General features: G+C 38.8%; 19 protein-coding genes. 7 read left to right on the top strand and 12 right to left on the bottom strand.

The features are described 5' to 3' along the window. Complete coding sequence (locus tag H9N25_RS13875; protein WP_167295340.1) at positions 1 to 1029, bottom strand: RluA family pseudouridine synthase; 1029 nt, start codon at positions 1027 to 1029, stop codon at positions 1 to 3. A gap of 102 nt (positions 1030 to 1131) precedes the next feature. On the opposite strand from H9N25_RS13875, the gene H9N25_RS13880 reads away from it, so the two are divergent. From H9N25_RS13880 to H9N25_RS13890, 3 genes are all read left to right on the top strand, one after another. Further along, positions 1132 to 2160, top strand: coding sequence for a DUF6588 family protein (locus H9N25_RS13880; RefSeq protein WP_190326289.1), 1029 nt, complete (start codon positions 1132 to 1134; stop codon positions 2158 to 2160). Between the two features lie 64 nt (positions 2161 to 2224). Beyond that, positions 2225 to 3094 (top strand): 1-aminocyclopropane-1-carboxylate deaminase/D-cysteine desulfhydrase, encoded by an 870-nt coding sequence (locus H9N25_RS13885; protein ID WP_190326290.1) that lies wholly within the window; start codon positions 2225 to 2227, stop codon positions 3092 to 3094. A 245-nt stretch (positions 3095 to 3339) separates the two neighbouring features. Continuing rightward, positions 3340 to 4197 carry an SGNH/GDSL hydrolase family protein gene (locus H9N25_RS13890; RefSeq protein WP_190326291.1) on the top strand — a complete coding sequence of 286 codons (858 nt, stop codon included), beginning with the start codon at positions 3340 to 3342 and terminating at the stop codon, positions 4195 to 4197. A gap of 294 nt (positions 4198 to 4491) precedes the next feature. On the opposite strand, the gene H9N25_RS13895 is transcribed toward H9N25_RS13890, so the two are convergent. Both H9N25_RS13895 and H9N25_RS13900 read right to left on the bottom strand, forming a co-directional pair. Beyond that, the gene (locus H9N25_RS13895; protein ID WP_190326292.1) at positions 4492 to 4797 is read right to left on the bottom strand and encodes a GNAT family N-acetyltransferase; all 306 of its coding nucleotides are present in this window, start codon (positions 4795 to 4797) and stop codon (positions 4492 to 4494) included. Positions 4798 to 4923: 126 nt separating this feature from the next. Further along, positions 4924 to 5289 carry a winged helix-turn-helix transcriptional regulator gene (locus H9N25_RS13900; RefSeq protein WP_167295344.1) on the bottom strand — a complete coding sequence of 122 codons (366 nt, stop codon included), beginning with the start codon at positions 5287 to 5289 and terminating at the stop codon, positions 4924 to 4926. A gap of 99 nt (positions 5290 to 5388) precedes the next feature. On the opposite strand from H9N25_RS13900, the gene H9N25_RS13905 reads away from it, so the two are divergent. The 4 genes from H9N25_RS13905 to H9N25_RS13920 all read left to right on the top strand — a co-directional run bounded on the left by H9N25_RS13905 (position 5389) and on the right by H9N25_RS13920 (position 9292). Next, positions 5389 to 6141, top strand: coding sequence for an SDR family NAD(P)-dependent oxidoreductase (locus H9N25_RS13905; protein ID WP_190326293.1), 753 nt, complete (start codon positions 5389 to 5391; stop codon positions 6139 to 6141). Positions 6142 to 6358: 217 nt separating this feature from the next. Further along, positions 6359 to 6649 carry a hypothetical protein gene (locus H9N25_RS13910; protein WP_190326294.1) on the top strand — a complete coding sequence of 97 codons (291 nt, stop codon included), beginning with the start codon at positions 6359 to 6361 and terminating at the stop codon, positions 6647 to 6649. Between the two features lie 896 nt (positions 6650 to 7545). After that, the gene (locus tag H9N25_RS13915) at positions 7546 to 8622 is read left to right on the top strand and encodes an RICIN domain-containing protein (protein ID WP_167295347.1); all 1077 of its coding nucleotides are present in this window, start codon (positions 7546 to 7548) and stop codon (positions 8620 to 8622) included. A 490-nt stretch (positions 8623 to 9112) separates the two neighbouring features. After that, positions 9113 to 9292: a hypothetical protein gene (locus H9N25_RS13920; RefSeq protein ID WP_169501870.1), complete on the top strand. Its 180-nt coding sequence runs from the start codon at positions 9113 to 9115 to the stop codon at positions 9290 to 9292. 114 nt (positions 9293 to 9406) lie between these two features. Here the strand turns inward: H9N25_RS13920 and H9N25_RS13925 are convergent, their stop codons facing one another. The 9 genes from H9N25_RS13925 to H9N25_RS13965 all read right to left on the bottom strand — a co-directional run bounded on the left by H9N25_RS13925 (position 9407) and on the right by H9N25_RS13965 (position 17881). Beyond that, complete coding sequence (locus H9N25_RS13925; RefSeq protein WP_223833388.1) at positions 9407 to 11095, bottom strand: sigma-54 interaction domain-containing protein; 1689 nt, start codon at positions 11093 to 11095, stop codon at positions 9407 to 9409. A 343-nt stretch (positions 11096 to 11438) separates the two neighbouring features. Next, on the bottom strand, positions 11439 to 12065 hold the full coding sequence (locus tag H9N25_RS13930) for a TMEM175 family protein (RefSeq protein WP_190326295.1): 627 nt from the start codon (positions 12063 to 12065) through the stop codon (positions 11439 to 11441). 7 nt (positions 12066 to 12072) lie between these two features. Then, positions 12073 to 12687: an alpha/beta hydrolase gene (locus tag H9N25_RS13935; RefSeq protein ID WP_190326296.1), complete on the bottom strand. Its 615-nt coding sequence runs from the start codon at positions 12685 to 12687 to the stop codon at positions 12073 to 12075. A 4-nt stretch (positions 12688 to 12691) separates the two neighbouring features. After that, a complete protein-coding gene (locus H9N25_RS13940) occupies positions 12692 to 12997 on the bottom strand; it encodes a GNAT family N-acetyltransferase (RefSeq protein ID WP_167295350.1) in 306 nt (101 codons plus the stop codon). 3 nt (positions 12998 to 13000) lie between these two features. Then, positions 13001 to 13936, bottom strand: a complete 936-nt coding sequence (locus H9N25_RS13945; RefSeq protein WP_190326297.1) for a ring-cleaving dioxygenase — start codon at positions 13934 to 13936, stop codon at positions 13001 to 13003. Between the two features lie 5 nt (positions 13937 to 13941). Then, entirely contained in the window at positions 13942 to 16245 is a 2304-nt protein-coding gene (locus H9N25_RS13950; protein WP_190326298.1) for a sensor histidine kinase, read from the bottom strand. A 2-nt stretch (positions 16246 to 16247) separates the two neighbouring features. Further along, positions 16248 to 16937 (bottom strand): YoaK family protein, encoded by a 690-nt coding sequence (locus tag H9N25_RS13955; protein ID WP_190326299.1) that lies wholly within the window; start codon positions 16935 to 16937, stop codon positions 16248 to 16250. Between the two features lie 13 nt (positions 16938 to 16950). After that, positions 16951 to 17424 carry a Dps family protein gene (locus tag H9N25_RS13960; RefSeq protein ID WP_190326300.1) on the bottom strand — a complete coding sequence of 158 codons (474 nt, stop codon included), beginning with the start codon at positions 17422 to 17424 and terminating at the stop codon, positions 16951 to 16953. A gap of 22 nt (positions 17425 to 17446) precedes the next feature. Then, positions 17447 to 17881 carry a DoxX family protein gene (locus H9N25_RS13965; protein WP_167295355.1) on the bottom strand — a complete coding sequence of 145 codons (435 nt, stop codon included), beginning with the start codon at positions 17879 to 17881 and terminating at the stop codon, positions 17447 to 17449. Positions 17882 to 17884 lie beyond the last annotated feature (3 nt).

Raw genomic sequence — 17884 nt, forward strand, 5'->3', positions numbered from 1 at the left:
TTATGATGTAGCGATATAATTTTCCCATTTGGTTAAGCCAGCTTTAAAATCGGGTGGCAATGGCGATTCAAAATACATATACGCTTTAGTCGTGGGATGGATAAAACCCAAACTTTGTGCGTGTAAAGCCTGACGGGGCAACAATTCGAAACAATTATCTACAAACTGTTTGTACTTATTAAACGTAGTTCCTTTTAAAATCTTGTCGCCACCATACATTGCATCATTAAAAAGTGGGTGACCAATATGCTGCATGTGCGCCCTGATCTGGTGCGTACGACCGGTTTCGAGCTCACAACTGATCAAGGTAACATAACCCAAACGCTTTAATACTTTATAATGTGTTACCGACCATTTCCCTTTTTCTTCATCATCGTAAATATCCATTACACGGCGGTCTTTGGCACTCCTTCCGATGTAACCAGTTACTGTTCCATCGTTTTCGATATCGCCCCAAACCAGTGCAATATATTTACGGGTAATGCTGTGGTCGAAAAACTGACGGGCCAGGTGAGTAATCGATTTTTCATTTTTACTGATCAGTAATAAACCAGAAGTATCCTTATCAATACGGTGCACTAACCCTGGTCGGCCATCATTGCCTGGCAGCTGAGGGAGTTGTTCAAAGTGGAATGCCAAAGCATTAACCAAAGTTCCGGTATAGTTATTGAAACCAGGATGTACAACCATCCCGGCAGCTTTATTTACGACCAAAAGATCGCTATCCTCGTAAATAATATCAAGCGGTAAATCTTCAGGATAAACCTCGGTGTCGCGTGGCGGATGAGGTAAAACGATAGATATTTCATCATAAGGTTTAACCTTATAACTCGCTTTGATCTGTTTCTGATTAACCAGCACATTCCCTGCATCAATTGCATTTTGAATACGGTTTCGCGAGGCATTTTCTACGCGCACCATCAAAAACTTATCGATACGCAGCAAAGACTGCCCCTTATCGACAATTATTTTTAAATGTTCATATAATTCCTGCTCTTCTGATTCTTGCAATTCGACCACATTTTCCATGGGACAAAAATAAACTTTTAACCTCAAGAATTTTTTAATGATTACAGTTTTCGGAAAAACAACCCTATCTTTAGTACAATCAAATCATCCTAAATCATTTATATGAAAAAATGTTACGCTTTAAAGGCCTTATGTGCCTTATTTTTATTGGTAATGGCTCAAAAAGCAAGTGCTCAACAAGATGTTGGAGACTTATTTGTGGGCGGACCAGCAGATGCAACCAAACTGGTTAATGCCTATTTTGATCCTTTATACAAAGGCTTGGGCTTGGGTTTAACCGATGGATGGTCGAACACTGCCAAATCGAAAGGTTTTTTAAAGTTCGATGTCCGTATTTCCGCTTCAGCAGCCTTTGTTCCGCAATCGGCCAGAAGTTACGATGTAAATACATTGGGTTTAAGCAATATTAAACCTGCCCCAGGAGCATCATCTATAGGTCCTACTGCCTTTGGCGATGACCATGAAGGGGGTAAAATGCAGATTTATACCAGCAGTGGAATTCCGACCAATAAATTCTTTAACCTGCCACAGGGTGTAGGTTTCCATGTAGTACCTTCTTCACAAATCCAGGCTACTTTGGGCTTACCCAAAAACATTGATGTTACCTTAAGGGCGATGCCAAAGATTAAATTAGGTAGCGATTTAGGAAGCTTATCGATGATCGGCTTCGGTGCAAAAGTTGAACTTTTACCTCTTTTTATGGGTTCGACCACAGAGAAATTAATACCCGTAGATATCGCAATCGCAGGAGGCTTTACCCAGTACAAATATAATTTGCCTTTGAATATCAATAATACGGCAAATTCGGATCAGCGTATTGATGCCAAATTCAATGGGGTAAATTTTGATGCCATCATTTCTAAGAAAATCATGTTTTTCACTCCTTTTGCCAGCATCGGTTACCAAACCTCTAACACCAATTTAAAAGCACTTGGTACTTATAAATTCGAAGATGGCGCAAACAATGCAACTTATGTTGATCCAATCTCGGTGAAACAAACCGATATTGATGGTGTAAGGGGAAGTTTAGGCTTTCAGTTGAAGTTTGGTTTCTTTAAATTTTATGGTTCGTATACCCAGGCAAAATACAGCATGGTTAATGCCGGTTTTGGCTTTGGTATCGGTAAATAATTAATTTTCGAATATAATAATGCTTAAAACACCTGAAATACTCAGGTGTTTTTTATTTTTACACGTGTTCGAAGAAATATATAGCCCGGTACAAAAAATAACATTTGCACCTTTTAATAACCTGTTTGTTAAGCGGGATGATCTTATTGATCCTTATATTTCTGGGAATAAATGGCGTAAGCTTAAATATATTTTAGCGAAGGCCAAAGCAGATCACAAAACGCATCTGGTTACTTTTGGGGGTGCTTACTCCAATCACCTTGTGGCTACAGCCGCTGCAGCATCAAGATCAGGCTTAACCGCAACAGCTTTTGTACGTGGAGAAGAAGTAAAAAATGAGATGTTATTGCTAAGCAGTTTATTTGGGATGAAACTCATTTTTACTAACCGAGAAAGTTACCGGGATAAACAACAATTATTTGAGCAACATTTTGCCAATGATACCCTGGCTTATTTTGTTGATGAAGGTGGAGCTTCAGAGGAGGCGACAATTGGCTGTGCAGAAATTATTGGCGAGTTAACCGAAACTTACGATCATATTTTCTGTGCCGCCGGAACCGGTACAACTGCAGCAGGATTGTTAAAAGGAATTCGGCAACAGGGATTAAATACCCAGCTGCACATTATTCCTGTGTTAAAAGGCGGCTCGTTTATTAAAGATGAAATAGAGAAATACACTCCATTTTCCGATCAGTTGAAACTTCATCTCGATTATCATTTCGGCGGTTATGCCAAAACTACCCCCGAACTGATCGGTTTTATTAAAACCTTTACAGCACAAACCGGACTGCTTTTAGATCCTGTTTATACTGCAAAAATGTTTTATGCCATTATCGATTTACAGAAACAAGGAGTTATCAATAAGGATGAAAAGGTCCTCGCCATTCATACGGGAGGATTAATGGGGCTTTTGGGGATGAAAGATAAATTTTAAATAAAAAGGGGGCATTTCTGCTCCCTTTAAATTATTTAACCTTTAATAATTGCTGAATTCATATAAATATATAAGACTACCCTGTAAGTTGAGATAAAAATCGACCAGTACCTCAAAAAAATAGATGTTTGGGACTAAATCCATGGATCCATTTTAAAAAGACCAATTGCTTCAAAACTTAAAATTTTCTAACTAAATTCATCGCTGATCTTCACCTATGGATTAACTATGATTTTTAACACGGCATGAGCAAAAAAAACTTTAAAAAATTAACTACATCACTTTTATTCATCCTGATTATTAATTTTTCGTTTACCCCTGCAAAAGAAATTAAATGGACGGCCATAGGCGATTCCATTACCTACCTTAACAATCATTTAAATGAAACGGATAACCGCGTAAAAAAAGGCTATCTCGACCGGGTTAAAGACCGTTTGCCGAACATCAGCTATATTAACCAGGGCCATAATGGCTGGACAACAGTTGGCATTGCAAAAGAAATCAACAAGCTAGGTATTGTTCAATCAGACTTATATTCGGTTTTTCTGGGCACAAACGATTGGTGGAACGGAATCCCAGTAGGTTCATTAAACGATTATATTAACAATACCGGAACCGGCACTACCTGTGGTGCTTACCGCATCATTATCGACAAAATCAGGAGTTTAAATCCAAGTGCTAAAATCGTATTGATTACACCTATACAGCGCAACGATTTTGTATATATAGCCGATGCCAACAACAATGCATTTGGATCTTATAAGGCAAAAAACGGGCAAACTTTAGAAATGTTTGCCAATGCCATCATCGAAATAGCAAAACATGAAAATTTCCCTGTAGTTGACTTGTATCATAACCGAAAACTCAAACTTGAAAAAGCAGTTAAATTTAAAAGGCTGAAAAATCCCTTAACAGGAGCATATAAGAACTATAAATATCCCGAATCTGCTTCCATTCCCTTTAATCCCAAAAAAGATGATTATCCTTATCCGTTAGATGCAGCGAAAATGACTTATGATGGTTTGCATCCTTCTGATCAGGGCAATAAGGTAATTGCAGAAAACCTGGTGACGCTTTTTAAGAAAAATTATCATGTTTTGTAAATGCCTGACAATATGTTGTAACCTGATCAATAGCACTGAACATGAATAAAAAAAGGTTCCTCATCGCTGAGGAACCCCAATAAGATCTCTAAATCGTCCCGTTGATTTGATTCTTACTATAAAAGTATGGCTACTTTCTTTTCAATGAAATAAAAATAGAGCAAGGCCACTAAATAATAGATGAAGATGCACTATCTATACACATTGAATAATAAATTGTCTAAAACAAGCCGTTTAGTTGTTTTTATAACCTCCGCTCATTAAAAACCTGAAATTCGGCAATTGCTGTTGAACCTAATCATTTTCGCGCACTTTGTTCCAGATATCTTTGTAAAGTTCTTCATGCCGTTTAAATTGCAAATGCACATAAGGGCAGAGTGGAATTACCTTCAGGTTATTTGTCCGTACATAATTTACCATTGCATCTAGCAATAGTTTTGCGTAACCTTTGCCTTCTTTCTCGGGATCAATTTCGGTATGATAAACCGTTAAATTTTCTCCCTGAATATCAAAAACCATTTCTCCGTATTTTTCGCCTTCATCATAAAGTTCAAATGCGCTAGGTTCTTCTTTTTGGATATTCAATTTAACTTCTGCCATAATACTAACTCGATATAATTTTAAAATATATTAATCAACTGATCGCAGCATTAACATCTGCCAAATCCATTAAAGGTAACCAATATCTGCTGATTTATGCATACCTATACTCATACTTTAACGGTTTTATGATCTATTATTCTTTAGCATTTTATTCTTCCTGCCCCAGGCACTTAATTGGCAAAAAATGGGAAGAAACTCTAGTGCAATCGGGGTTAGTTCATATTCTACCCTTGGAGGAACCTCCGCATAAACAGTTCTTTTAACTAGTTCATCCTGCTCTAATGCCCGCAACTGTAAGGTTAACATCCGTTCTGATATATATGGAAATTCTTTTTTCAGCTCGCTAAACCTCATTTTTCGATTTCCAAGTTTATCCAGTATTACAATTTTCCATCTCCCTCCTATTTTGTTGGCCGCATAAGTCAGATCGCAATCCGTTATAAATTTTTCGTTGAAGGTATAGGTAGAATTTTCTTTTCGTGCCGTCATTACTTACAAATTTGTTTGTACCACACAAATGGTAGTGCATGCTATATAAAATACATGGTACGGGTTATTATTGCAAGATCAATTTAATCACAAGAAAATATGGACTTATATTTAACCGGAAAAACGGCATTGGTAACCGGGGCCTCTAAAGGAATCGGTAGAGCAATAGCAAAAGAACTGGCAAAAGAAGGTGTAAAAGTTTTTATAACAGGCCGCAACCAAAAATCATTAGATAGCCTTTTCAACGAGATCGTTGCCGAAGGTAGCCCTGCTCCTATTGTTTTTGCTTATGACTTGCTAGCGCCTAACGCCCCTCACAAAATTGCTTCTTCGGCTTTATCTTCGCTTGGGCATGTCGACATCCTCATTAACAATGCGGGGCAAAGTCAGCCTGTAGATGCTACAGGGCCAGAAGAACCCTGGACAAAGTCGATGGCTTTAGATTTTGAGCGCCCCAGACTACTCACGCAAGAGTTGTTACCGCATTTTATAAGCCGGAGGCAGGGTACGATACTCAATTTGACCAGTACTTATGAATTACGATCGTTGAATGTTTCTGCTGTTGCAAAGGCCGCTGTGGTAATGTGGTCTAAACAACTTGCTGGCGAGCTAGGTAAATATAGAATTAGGGTGAACTGTTTGCAACCTGGACTGATCGATACCGAAAACATCCGGCCCTATTTTCCTGGTGATGAGCGTCGGAAATATGCAGAACGCGAAATACCTTTGCAAGATTTTGGTGAAGTGCAGGACATGGCAAACATGGCTGCCTTCCTCGTTTCGCCACGTGCCAAATATGTAACAGGAACTGTTTCTGTTGTTGATGGCGGAGGAAGACGTTCGGCATTCTGATATTAAAAAAGGCAGAAAAAAATTAATTGATCACCGTATCGAAATATGAATGGAAGAGATTAAGGATTATCTGATCCACAGTCAGCTTTTTTCAAATTAGTCAAAACTATATGCCATAAGTGGCGTTGAAATAATAGGACTTATGAAAAGCGATATGCAAAAAAAAGATACTCAAACACATTTGATCAACGAGATTACCACCAGCGGGCTACAAACAGTGGCAAAAAAATTTGGCGCTTCGGCAAGTAAAGCACAGATTACAAGAGGCGTTTCTAAAAGCATCAGTTTAATTGAAGCATTATTGAAAATTGCTTTGATCAATCCCAAAGATTCATCAAAAAGAGTACAAAGAGATATAGAATATGTGGGTTTATGTATTATAGCTGCTTATACTTTTTATCGCGGTTTTAAAGAAAGAAAGCGTTTACAGATTTTTGAAGGTTTTTTTCTGACTGCTACCCTTGGAGGTGTGTTGTTAGTAACGCAGTTTCAAGCTAATAAAAAATAAATCGCCTGATTTTTTAATAACGAGAATTGAAAATGATACCCTTTAAAGGTATCATTTTTTATATAACCTCCTTTCGGCAGCGCCAGATTCCTGAACATCAATTAAAGTGACAGATAAATAGTCAAAAATTGGCATAAACCACTTCTGTTTTCTTTGTTTTTTTATTTACTGAATAAAAAATAAACGTAAAAAAGACGTTTATAAAAATTATACTTTAGATAAAAAACTTAAAACAAGGCCATAATCTCAAAAATAAAAAGAGTTTACCCCCTCATTTTTATTAGATTACCCCTCACTACAAGCACTTTTTTTATGCTTAATTTGTTTTAACCAAGTATAAAGTATGATAGATCCCAATTATCCTGGATTAACCAGCGGGGTAATTGATGGTTGTAAGCATTAAAATGGCTATAACCAGTTTTCCGAAATAACAAACCGTTTAACCGATTGTGAAAAACTAAATTATGCTACAGAACGCCCAACTACCCTTGTATTTAGAAATTCTTCTCCTATTGAAGATCAGCAGAATAGCAGGCTTCACCAAGAGCCACATGCTAATTAATCACTCAATCAAATTTTGCGAGGTCGCTTACAGTTCACTAAACACCCACAGATAACTTAATCTCTTTATAGCGAAATTTCAGGAACTGTTTAACCGCCAGCTAATATTCTTTATTGCAATAAAAATCTTAATGATTTAAAAAATCATCAACAGGTTTATTTAGCTAGTAACCAGTGGCAACCTGTTCCTGTGCTTTAAAACAATTTAAAACCGCTTTAAAGTATACATTCTAAACTAAAAAAGAGGAGCCCAACTAAATGGGTTGCATATGTCTTCTTTAAATAACCAAACGAACATCTACATGTGCCTGTTCATTCATCTTTACCTAATTTTTATGAAAACAAAATCTTTTACTTCAGGCTTAACCAGCATCTTTATGCTCGGATTGATTTTATTTGCCGGCAGTTGCAGAAAAAGCGATCTCCCAGATCCAGACACAACCAAAGACCTTTCGATAAAGGGAAAACTGAGTGCAATACCGCCTAACGAAACCCCGTTATCTGTCGGAAATGGTACTTTCTACATCGTAAACCGCAAAAGTGGAAAAGTTCTTGATGTTGGTGGATTTCAGACTGCAGACGGTGCAAATGTTTCCCAATATGCCAGCAATGGAGGAACAAATCAGAGATGGAACTTAACACTGCTTTCTGGTGGTTACTATTCGATTATTGGTGTACATAGCTCCAAAGGACTTCAGGTAGACCAGGCAGGAACGGCCGACGGAGACAATGTAAATATATCTACCTACACTGGGGCAACAAATCAGCAGTGGCTATTTACATCACTGGGCAACGGTTATTATCGTATTGTAAACAGAAACAGCGGCAAGGACCTTGATGTTGCCAATCAATCAATTGATAATGGTGCTAATGTTGACCAATGGAGTTACTTGGGTGGCGAAAACCAACAATGGTCTTTATTAACCGTTAACGCTAACGGTCAATTGGGCTGGGTACTTAACAGTACAGGGGTGCCTGCCGATGTACTTACACGTATTACCAACGCCATGAATGATGCCTGTTCGAGGTATAATGCAGGTGCTAACTGGCCGTCGCGTACGCTTACGGTAGAATACAATACAGGTGTACCCACAGCTGATGGCAGTACAAATGGCAATATCCGTTTTGGTGCGAACAGCAGTTACCAGAGTGTCCGTACGGCAATGCACGAAATTGCACATACCTATGGCGTTGGTTTAAGCAGTGGATGGTCATCAAATACCTCTACAGGCGACTTTCTGGGCGCTAATACAGTTGCACTCATTAAGATTTTTGATGGTCAAAGTGCTGCAATACATACAGGTGGCGGTCATTTTTGGCCTTACGGCTTAAACTATGATAATGAATGGAGTGAAACAAATGCCTTCAGACAAGTAAAATTAGTTTTTGCCATGCGATCGGACGGGATGTAGAACAGCAACAGATGCTCTTGAATAAGACCTCCCCGATATTTGAATTAAATATCGGGAGGTTTTTTGAACGTTTTCTACAAAAGTTCGACGAAATATGCATTTTATAAAGGCTATTTCAGTAAGTTTGATATTAATCATAAACAGCTTATCTATTGCTCCAAATAGTTGTTTCTCCTATTAGTATGCTTTAACAGGTCTATCACGACAATACTTCTACAAGTATTGCGATAAAACAATCAATATCGCGACGCATTGCCCGGTCTCGCCAATTGCACGCAAAACATTAAGCTAACAAAAAATCAACCAACAAAATATTGATTTACAAAAGATTAAATACAAATCAATAATAAATCATTAACGATATAAAGTAAATTTATGATGAAATTTTTATAAAAAAATCTGTCTTAAACTGAAAATTGAATTATTGAATTTAAAATAAAAAAAGAGGATGTTAACGTATTTAAATGGTTATCTTTAAATAAAAAAAACCATGATTATAGACCCAAATAAAGAAGAACTTTCTGACGATAAGGAAGATGCGTTAACCAGTGAAGAAGATGCGTTAAATCAAAGTACAATCATCAGTGATGAAAGGGCTGCTGAACACGATGCCGACTTGTTAGACCAGGCAGACAAGGCCTCCCGCTCATCTTTCGAATTGGATATTTAGGCCAATCGTTGTACCAGGAAAAATGGCGATATCTTTAGAAAAGTTCAGGAGATATCGCCATTTCAGCAAACAATACTCAAAAGAATAAGCGCGAACACTATTGCTTCAAGATTATCAATAAACGTGTTTTTTGGCCAGGCCAAGCTTTTTGATTTTCGAATTTAATGTGGTTGCCGGAACACCCAATAATTTTGCCGCGCCATGCTGACCGGAAATCCGCCCGTTACATAATTCTAATACAGTGAATATATGATCGCGTTCATTTTCAAATATGGTTTTAACAGCCCCAGCTGAAGATATAGATTGTTTGTTATTGCCCGGAATTTCGATATCCTTAATCAGGGTCCCATCTGCCATTACCACCTGCCTTTCGATGAGGTGCTCCAATTCTCTTACATTGCCAGGCCAGCTGTAAGCCATCATCGTGGAAATTGCCTTTTTTGAAAATCCATCAATATTTCGATTCAACTTTTTGGCAAATTTCTCTAAGAAAAAAGTAGCCAACGCAGGTATATCCGATTTCCGATTTCGAAGGGATGGCAATGAAACCGGAAAAACATTTAACCTATAATATAAATCACGCCTAAACCGCCCGGCCTCCACTTCTTCTAAAAGGTTTCTGTTGGTGGCCGAGATGATGCGCACATCAGTCACAATAGTTGTTTTACCACCAACACGCTCTATTTCTTTTTCCTGTAAAACACGGAGTAATTTAACTTGTAAATCGAGCGGTAACTCCCCAATTTCATCCAGAAAGATTGTACCCTTATGTGCCTGTTCAAACTTGCCGATCCTTCTTTCCGTAGCACCTGTAAAACTCCCTTTCTCATGACCAAAAAGTTCAGATTCGATCAAATTAGGTGGAATGGCGCCACAATTAACCCTAATCATTGTTTTCTGTTTTCTTGTAGACGCATCGTGAACCGCCTTGGCGATCAATTCTTTACCCGTCCCCGTCTCACCTAAAATTAAAACCGTAGTTTGTGTAGAGGAAATTCGATTGAGCAGGCTGTAAACTTCCTGCATTTCCGGACTGCTGCCAACAATTTCTGGGTGTGTAAGAATTTCAGGTGATTCTTCCGGTTTAAAAATGAGGTATTCAGCAAGCTGAGTACTCAGTTTTTCGATTTCATTTTCTAACTGCTTAATTTTCCCCTCAGCTTGTACTGATGTTTTGGGGCCATTTATAATTTCAGACTTGACAAGTGTTCCCAGATTGGGCGAATATCCATTTCTTTCCTCCATTACAGCCAGCAGTCCGGCAATAAAATCGGCAATGTTACAGCAAAAAGTCAATCCTTCTGCACTTAATTCCCGCTTGTGATTATGAAGTTCAAAAGTCCCCAGTATGCGACCGTTGTTCTCTAATGGAATATAACAATGAAAATGATATTCTGTAGGATGATTGGTGAGGCAATGGTTCTCACCAAAATCAGTTATCCAATCTTGTCGCGATTTGAGCACAGGAAAATCAAAACCAGCTATCTCTTTTGTAATAAGTGAAAGGCTAACCGGATCAGAAATGGTTTCGGTACAGGATATTTTCCCTGAAATGACCTCTGTAAGATAGGCTCTTGTAATGTGGTCCATTTCATCGTTATAAAGAATTAATGCACCGCAATCAATCGAGAATAAAGGATGGAGTTTAGAAAACACCCCTTGAAACAGTTCTCTAAGCGTAAAATTCTTTTCTTGTTCAGCTACGGTTTCTGCCCTTATTTCGAAATAAGAATCGGCACGAGGTTTAACATCGTTGCCATCAACATTAGTGCCCGTGTTAAAATCTGTTTCCTGCTTTCTCATTTTTTATAATTGATCTTTCCCGGAATATTTATCTGGGAATTGGATGAATGAACTTTAATGCAATTACCAAAACGAACAACATCGGGAAGATTTTTCGTCACCTCTGAGCGATTGAGGATTGATCCGATAAGAATTGGTTTTTGCTTATTGTTCAAACCCGCGAATTCAAAGAACATGCCAAAGGCAAGAATAAGGTGCTAATGCTATCTTGGCAATACCGTGATTATAAATGGTTCACGATATTCCGCTAAAAGGCGATTTTGAATACGAAATATAGTAGAAGGGATTAGTCATGATCAACAACCATAATTTCGACATTTATTATGACTCAAATCCTTTTTAATTACAAAGCTGGTGTTTCGGTAAAGTTAATTTTCTTTGATGATGCTGCCCAGAAAACCCAGAGTAAAACACAAATACCTAGGGCTAAATCCGGATAGAAGAATGAAACAACAAAAGCGGCTAGATAGGTTGGGAACCCATACAGGTAGTTGTTCCGGAGTTGCCTGATGGCGGCATCACTGATTCCGGGACGTAATAATTTTTTATCTGAAGTAGCTTGTTGCCACAACAGGTTAAAAGCCAGGTTAATCAAAACGAACAATCCTGTGTAAATGGTTACCGAAAGCTGTTTCGAATCACTGAGAAAAAACTTAGCCAATAAGGCGCTGGGATAAGAAACAAGCGAAACCAGGAACAGAATAAATCCATTGGCAAACATGAGCCCTGTGTTTCGCTTGTAAATCTGTTTAAAAATTTTATGATGATTTACCCAGATAATGAAAATGCTGAAAAATGAAATGACAAAAGCAATATAACCAGGCCATTGAATTCTCAGTGCATTTAGTAAGTGAACGGGCGTATCACCATCCTTCAGTTCGGGAATGTGAAGTTCGAGTACCAAAAGCGTAACAGCAATGGCAAAAACACCATCGCTAAAAGCCTCTATTCTACCCGTTTCTTTTTCCATTTAAAAATTAATCGTTAAAAATTAATTTATTCACCTGCGTAATTTCTGCCTGGCTGATGGTGTGCCCCATATTTTCGTAAATAATCTCGGTAACCCTTGCCCCCATTTCTTCTAATAAAACAGTTGATTCTTTAACCCTGGATACGGGAACATGCATATCTGGATCGCTGCTTCCGATAAAGATAGGTGTACCGTCAAAGTCGCCATGATAATTGCGGTGATCTACCTTTTCACCGATAAGACCACCTGTGAAAGCCACTACACCACCATAACGCGCCGCATTTGCGGCAACAAAATCGAGCGTTAAACAGGCACCCTGTGAGAAACCCAAAAAGTAAATCTGTTCTTTTGTAAAACCTTGTTTTTCCAGATCAAGTACGGTTTCTTTTATGGTATTTAATGCATTCGATAAAGAAGGTTCGTTAGCTGCCCGAGGGGCCAGAAATGACTGTGGATACCAGGTGTTATTTGTCGCCTGTGGCGCCACCAATGCAAAATTGGAAACGTTAAGGTATGCTGCCATTGATAAAATATCCTGTGCCGTTCCCCCACGTCCATGGATCATGATCAGCACTTTTTCTGCCTGATCGAAGCTTTTTCCAGCTTTTATAATTTCTTTCATCTCGCTATTCTTCTTCTTTTACTTTGTTCCAGATATCATGGTATAAATCTTCATGCCGCTTAAACTGGATGTGCACGTATGGGCACATCGGGATCACCATCAATTTATTTTCACGGACATAGGCAACCATCGCATCAAGCAACATTTTAGCATACCCGAGTCCTTCTTTTGCGGTATCTACTTCCGTATGGTAAACGGTTAAATCATTATCCTTGATGTCGAAAATCATTTCGCCAACTTTTCCGTCTTCATCATAAATGTCGAACGAACTTGGTTCGCTTTCCTGAATGTTTAATTTTACTTGTGCCATCTTTTAAATTAATTTTGGAAGTAATTTATCCAAATCTTCGCGTAAATGCTCGTGTTGATGTGGTAATTTTAAATGTGTTCCCAACTCATTCAAAGGTTCGTCAACCGTAAAGCCTGGATTTTCTGTAGCGATTTCGAAAAGTACACCTCCTGGTTCGCGGAAATATAAAGAGTAGAAATAATCACGGTCGATTTTAGGCGTAATCTGTAAGTTTTTACTTAAAATCTGCTCCCTCAATTCCATTTGAATATCTTCGTTTTTAACACGGAATGCTACATGGTGGTTGGTACCGGCAGCATTTCTGCCCCTGTGGCCAGACGGAACTTCCAACAAATCTACAATGGCTGCATTTTCTACCGTATCGGTAATAAAACGATAGCGGTTTTCTTCTTGCCCCAATAATCGGTAACCAAACAGATCGGTGAGTACCTTAGCCGTTTCATCGATGCTTTGCAAAGTTAAAGTGGTACTGTGAAAGCCTTTGGTCGCGGTATCTTTTTTAATCTCGGTAGTTTCCCAAGGCGTTCTTATATCTGCTGTTTTTGGCACAATTAAACTCAGCGACAAACCATCGGGATCTTTAAAAGCCAATACCTGCTCCCCAAAACGTTCTGTAATTTCTTTCGTCTTAACATTAGCTACACCAAATCTTTCTAACCAGAACTGATGGCTGCCCTCAGGTACCGAGTAACCAATTTCTGTTGCCATGCCCACGCCTTCCGTCCCCTGGCCAATTCCATCCCATGGAAAAAAAGTAAGGATGGTTCCAGCCGCCCCGGTTTCATCACCATAATAAAGGTGGTAAGTACCAGGGTCATCAAAGTTAACTGTCTTTTTCACTAACCTTAAACCTAGTGTTTTGGTATAAAAATCGAAATTTTGCTGTGCATTGCCAGCAATCGCTGTAATGTGGTGTAAACCTAAAATGTTATTATTCATATCGTTTAATTTTTATTTATTAATAGTGCTGAGCTTTCAGTAATTAATTCGTTGTGCCGTTTAAAGATGACATCAAGCACAAGGCCATCATCATTCCACATTTTTATTTCTCCGTTAAGCTGTTCGGTAAGACCCGTCATTAAGCTCATTCCAAGTGATTCGGTATGATCAGGATCAAAGCCTGCTGGCAAACCAATCCCTGTGTCTGCAATTTTTAGTTCGCAGCACTCCTCTCCCATAAACAGGAAAGAAATGTGCACTTTACCTTTTTTATCATCCGGAAAAGCATATTTAATCACGTTACTAATGGCCTCGTTCAGGATCAAACCAAGCGGAACGGCTTGTGCAACATCTAATTTAATCACCTCTGTTTCCAAAGTGAACTGGATTTTATCAGTACCAAAACATTCGATCATGTAATCGACCAGTTCTTTGATGTACCATTTCATATCAATTTCTGCTAGATTATCAGATTGATAGAGCTTCTGGTGGATAAGCGACATGGCATGCATCCGGTTCTGACTATTTCTGATGGCCACTAAAGCATCTTCATTATCCAGGTAAGCCGATTGGGTATTAAGCAGACTGATGACAATCTGCAGGTTGTTTTTAACCCGGTGATGGATTTCGCGCAGAAGCCATTCCTTCTCGTTGAGTATTTTCCTGAGCAATTCGTTCTGCGCGTTTATTTCTCCCTGCTTTTGTTCTAAAATAAGATTGCTACGCCTTTTTAAACGATACCGGTTATAAATCAAACCCACAAACATGGCAGCGATTAATAAACCGGCAATAAATATATACCTCAATCTGCCCTCATTTTCGATCGTAACTTTCTGCAATTGATTTTTTTGACTAAGCAATGCAATGTCTTTATCCTTTTTCTTGGTCTGGTATTCAATTTCCAAACCCGAAATTTGTTTGTTCTTTTCGTTGTTCCAAATAGAGTCTGTTAATCTCTTGTACGTTTTATAGTGTGCCACTGCCGACCAGGGCTTATTCAGTGCAGAATCTACATCGAACCAAAGCCGGTGCAACTGAGAAAGTGCCAACAAGTTTTTCTGTTGTAAACTTTGTTTTTCATGTTCTTGTAAATAACCGTCGGCAGCTACAAACTGTTTATCGTGAATCAGTTTCCTGATGATACTCCGGTATAAATAGATCTGATTCGGATCATCTTTAGGCAGATCGTGATGAAACTTTTGCAGTTCTTTAAAATAAGGTTCCGCTTTGGCGTACTGCTCAATATCGTAATAGGTGTTGAACAAAATGTATGGGATCCGAAGTTTCATCTGCGTATCAGTTGGCGGGTATTTTCTAATCAGCTCTTTCAGTGCGGCTATACCCTCTTCGAACTTTTTCATCCGCACCAATATGGTAGCTACGTTGGCCACAATGGTTTGCATATAACCAGGGTCTTTATACCGTTCTGCAATTTTCTTAGCCACCAACCAATAATCAAGCGCTTTCTGATCATTCCTCAGGTAATAATAGGTTAAGCCTAGATGGTTGTTTATAGAACTTCTTTGTAAACTCGTATCGGCCAGTTGATCTGCGGTTTTTTCGGCCAGCAAACCGTACTTTAATGCATTGGAAAAATTACCAAGGCCAATATTGGTAATACACATATTGTTGTAAACACCCTGCAGTTCCTTAAATCCAATAGCTTTGTAAGCAGCTAGGGATGAATCCATCAGTTTAATGGCATAAGCTGGTTGGCCTTTTATATTGTAATAATCGCCCAGGTTTTTAAGCGAGTTACCTTCTTCTAACTTATTGCCAGTCTGGCGGTATAGGGCCAGCGATTTTTCATTGTAGCCGATCTTCTTTTCAAGATCTTTTCCCTCATTGCCAAAAAGATTCCCCATAGCAGCATAAGCGGCTGCCAATTGATCTTTTAGATCCATTTTACCGGCAAAAGCGATTGCTTGTTCGTAGATTTTGGTACTGCCTATCTTATCTCCAGATTCGCGGAGAATATTGCCTTTAAGCACCGTACTCATAGCTATTCCCTTAGGATATTCGATTTTACCGGCCAGGTTAAGCGCTTGCTGTTGAATACTCATCGCTTTAGCTAAATCTGCTTTTATTTCACCGGGCAAATTGAGATAATATGTACCCAGATCAACTAATAAATCGACTTTCTTTTCTGTTTGTCCAAGCCTGCGCAGTTTCATCTCAGCAACCTCTACCTCTGTCTTGGTCCTAATACCCTGCCCTTTTACAAAGGCAGGGTTGATCAGAACGAAAGTGATTAGCAAACATTTAATGTTCTTGTTTAAAAAAATGATTGCACTATTTCTGGCCAGCATGTTTAAAGCTTAACATTGTTTATGCTTGATTTTGTGGTATAATAGCAAATAATCATTGCTACACCGGGTAGCATAATGCCCACCAAACCAAATAGCTGCCCGATCCAGGCGCCAAGAATGCATCCTATTAAAAAGCCTCCTAACGTAATCAATCCTCTGTTTATCCCCGAAAGGAAATCGGTATTTTTAAAACCAGAATTGCAAAAAGACCTGATATCGAGTGCGAACTGGGTTACATTGCCCGTCATCATAGTTGTTGGCCCATATGTTTCCTTTACAAAAAGTTTCCCAAATGCGTTTTGCAAACCCATAGCGAAAACAACAATCATGGTAACCAGGTACATGGGCCAGGTAATTTCTCCATTATCGATATAGCCGAGCGAATAGGCAATTGCCCCACCAAGCAATAGGATAATCCCCTCGCATAAAAGCAGAAAATGCCTGTTCGAAAATCTCGCCGATATCCAGCCTCCAGCCATAACCGAGAGCATAAATATTGGGAAAGTTAGCAGCTTGATCCGTGCATCCCCGTCCGAGCCTTTAATCATTTGATAAGCGAATACGATAAAGTTTCCGGTAACGTGTGCCGAGAAAATTTTATCAGCAGCAACAAAGGTAATCGCATCACAAAAGCCAGCTATAATGGTTAATACAAGGGTTACAAACCAGATATTGTTCTGTTTTTCTTCCATTTTGTTTTTGATTTTATGATAAATGTGCCCTTAACATCCAGGCCATGGTTTCGTGTGTTTCCATTAATCCTGTAATGTAATCGCTTGTTCCGGCGTCTTTAAGCGCACCTGCATAATTATCAATGTTTTCTCTTAAATGGATCAGGATACTCTCATGATCGGCAAGCAGTATTTTGATGTAGGTTAATGCATCGTTTTTACCACGGTCATCTTCGCTTAAGTGAGTTAATTCCAGAAATTGTTTAAGCGATGCGGGTGCGTAATGACCGAGTTTACGGATACGTTCTGCAACTTCGTCAACAATACTTTCCAATTGGGTGTATTGCTCTTCAAAGAATTTGTGTTTGTTGTAAAAGTCTGGCCCTTCTACATTCCAATGTGCTTTGCGGGTTTTGGTGTATAAAACGTACTCATCTGCAAGAATTTTGCTCAACGAATGTGCAACCTCGGCAAGGTTTTCTGCGCTGATTCCAATTTTGGCTTCCATAATTTGTGATTTAATGTTTATATTAATTAAAAAGTGTATTGAATAAATAATGATCTATTGAAATAGTGCCAGGTCCGATTACCCATAAAAACAGCATAGCTAGTGTATACATGTAAGGCACATCGCGTACCTCAACCGAATCTTTTCTGTGTACTACAAAGTACCCGATAGCCGTTACGCCTATAGATGGCAGAAGGAACAGCCTGGTTCCAACACCTATGGCAACGAGAAACGGTACAATGGTATCAGAAAATGTAGCCACTAAACCGTTCAGTTTATCGGGCAGCCCCAGGGGATTGGGTACATGCTCCTTTTCTCCATTTTGAACACGGAACTTTTTCATTCCATGAACCCTAAAAAGCTCAACCATGAGCAGCACCCTGAAAGTAAGTACAGCCCAATTGTTAAAGTCTGATCCCAAATCAGAATACAATAGGTATTTGATGATATTTTCCATAAT

Origin of the sequence: Pedobacter riviphilus, from assembly GCF_014692875.1 — a bacterium.
GTDB lineage: Bacteria > Bacteroidota > Bacteroidia > Sphingobacteriales > Sphingobacteriaceae > Pedobacter > Pedobacter riviphilus.

What these genes read in the sequence shown, in the direction of transcription:
- H9N25_RS13875 (WP_167295340.1), bottom strand. Translation starts at nt 1,029, where the DNA reads ATGGAAAATGTGGTCGAATTGCAAGAATCAGAAGAGCAGGAATTATAT.
- H9N25_RS13880 (WP_190326289.1), top strand. Translation starts at nt 1,132, where the DNA reads ATGAAAAAATGTTACGCTTTAAAGGCCTTATGTGCCTTATTTTTATTG.
- H9N25_RS13890 (WP_190326291.1), top strand. Translation starts at nt 3,340, where the DNA reads ATGAGCAAAAAAAACTTTAAAAAATTAACTACATCACTTTTATTCATC.
- H9N25_RS13895 (WP_190326292.1), bottom strand. Translation starts at nt 4,797, where the DNA reads ATGGCAGAAGTTAAATTGAATATCCAAAAAGAAGAACCTAGCGCATTT.
- H9N25_RS13900 (WP_167295344.1), bottom strand. Translation starts at nt 5,289, where the DNA reads ATGACGGCACGAAAAGAAAATTCTACCTATACCTTCAACGAAAAATTT.
- H9N25_RS13905 (WP_190326293.1), top strand. Translation starts at nt 5,389, where the DNA reads ATGGACTTATATTTAACCGGAAAAACGGCATTGGTAACCGGGGCCTCT.
- H9N25_RS13915 (WP_167295347.1), top strand. Translation starts at nt 7,546, where the DNA reads ATGAAAACAAAATCTTTTACTTCAGGCTTAACCAGCATCTTTATGCTC.
- H9N25_RS13920 (WP_169501870.1), top strand. Translation starts at nt 9,113, where the DNA reads ATGATTATAGACCCAAATAAAGAAGAACTTTCTGACGATAAGGAAGAT.
- H9N25_RS13925 (WP_223833388.1), bottom strand. Translation starts at nt 11,095, where the DNA reads ATGAGAAAGCAGGAAACAGATTTTAACACGGGCACTAATGTTGATGGC.
- H9N25_RS13930 (WP_190326295.1), bottom strand. Translation starts at nt 12,065, where the DNA reads ATGGAAAAAGAAACGGGTAGAATAGAGGCTTTTAGCGATGGTGTTTTT.
- H9N25_RS13935 (WP_190326296.1), bottom strand. Translation starts at nt 12,687, where the DNA reads ATGAAAGAAATTATAAAAGCTGGAAAAAGCTTCGATCAGGCAGAAAAA.
- H9N25_RS13940 (WP_167295350.1), bottom strand. Translation starts at nt 12,997, where the DNA reads ATGGCACAAGTAAAATTAAACATTCAGGAAAGCGAACCAAGTTCGTTC.
- H9N25_RS13945 (WP_190326297.1), bottom strand. Translation starts at nt 13,936, where the DNA reads ATGAATAATAACATTTTAGGTTTACACCACATTACAGCGATTGCTGGC.
- H9N25_RS13950 (WP_190326298.1), bottom strand. Translation starts at nt 16,245, where the DNA reads ATGCTGGCCAGAAATAGTGCAATCATTTTTTTAAACAAGAACATTAAA.
- H9N25_RS13955 (WP_190326299.1), bottom strand. Translation starts at nt 16,937, where the DNA reads ATGGAAGAAAAACAGAACAATATCTGGTTTGTAACCCTTGTATTAACC.
- H9N25_RS13960 (WP_190326300.1), bottom strand. Translation starts at nt 17,424, where the DNA reads ATGGAAGCCAAAATTGGAATCAGCGCAGAAAACCTTGCCGAGGTTGCA.
- H9N25_RS13965 (WP_167295355.1), bottom strand. Translation starts at nt 17,881, where the DNA reads ATGGAAAATATCATCAAATACCTATTGTATTCTGATTTGGGATCAGAC.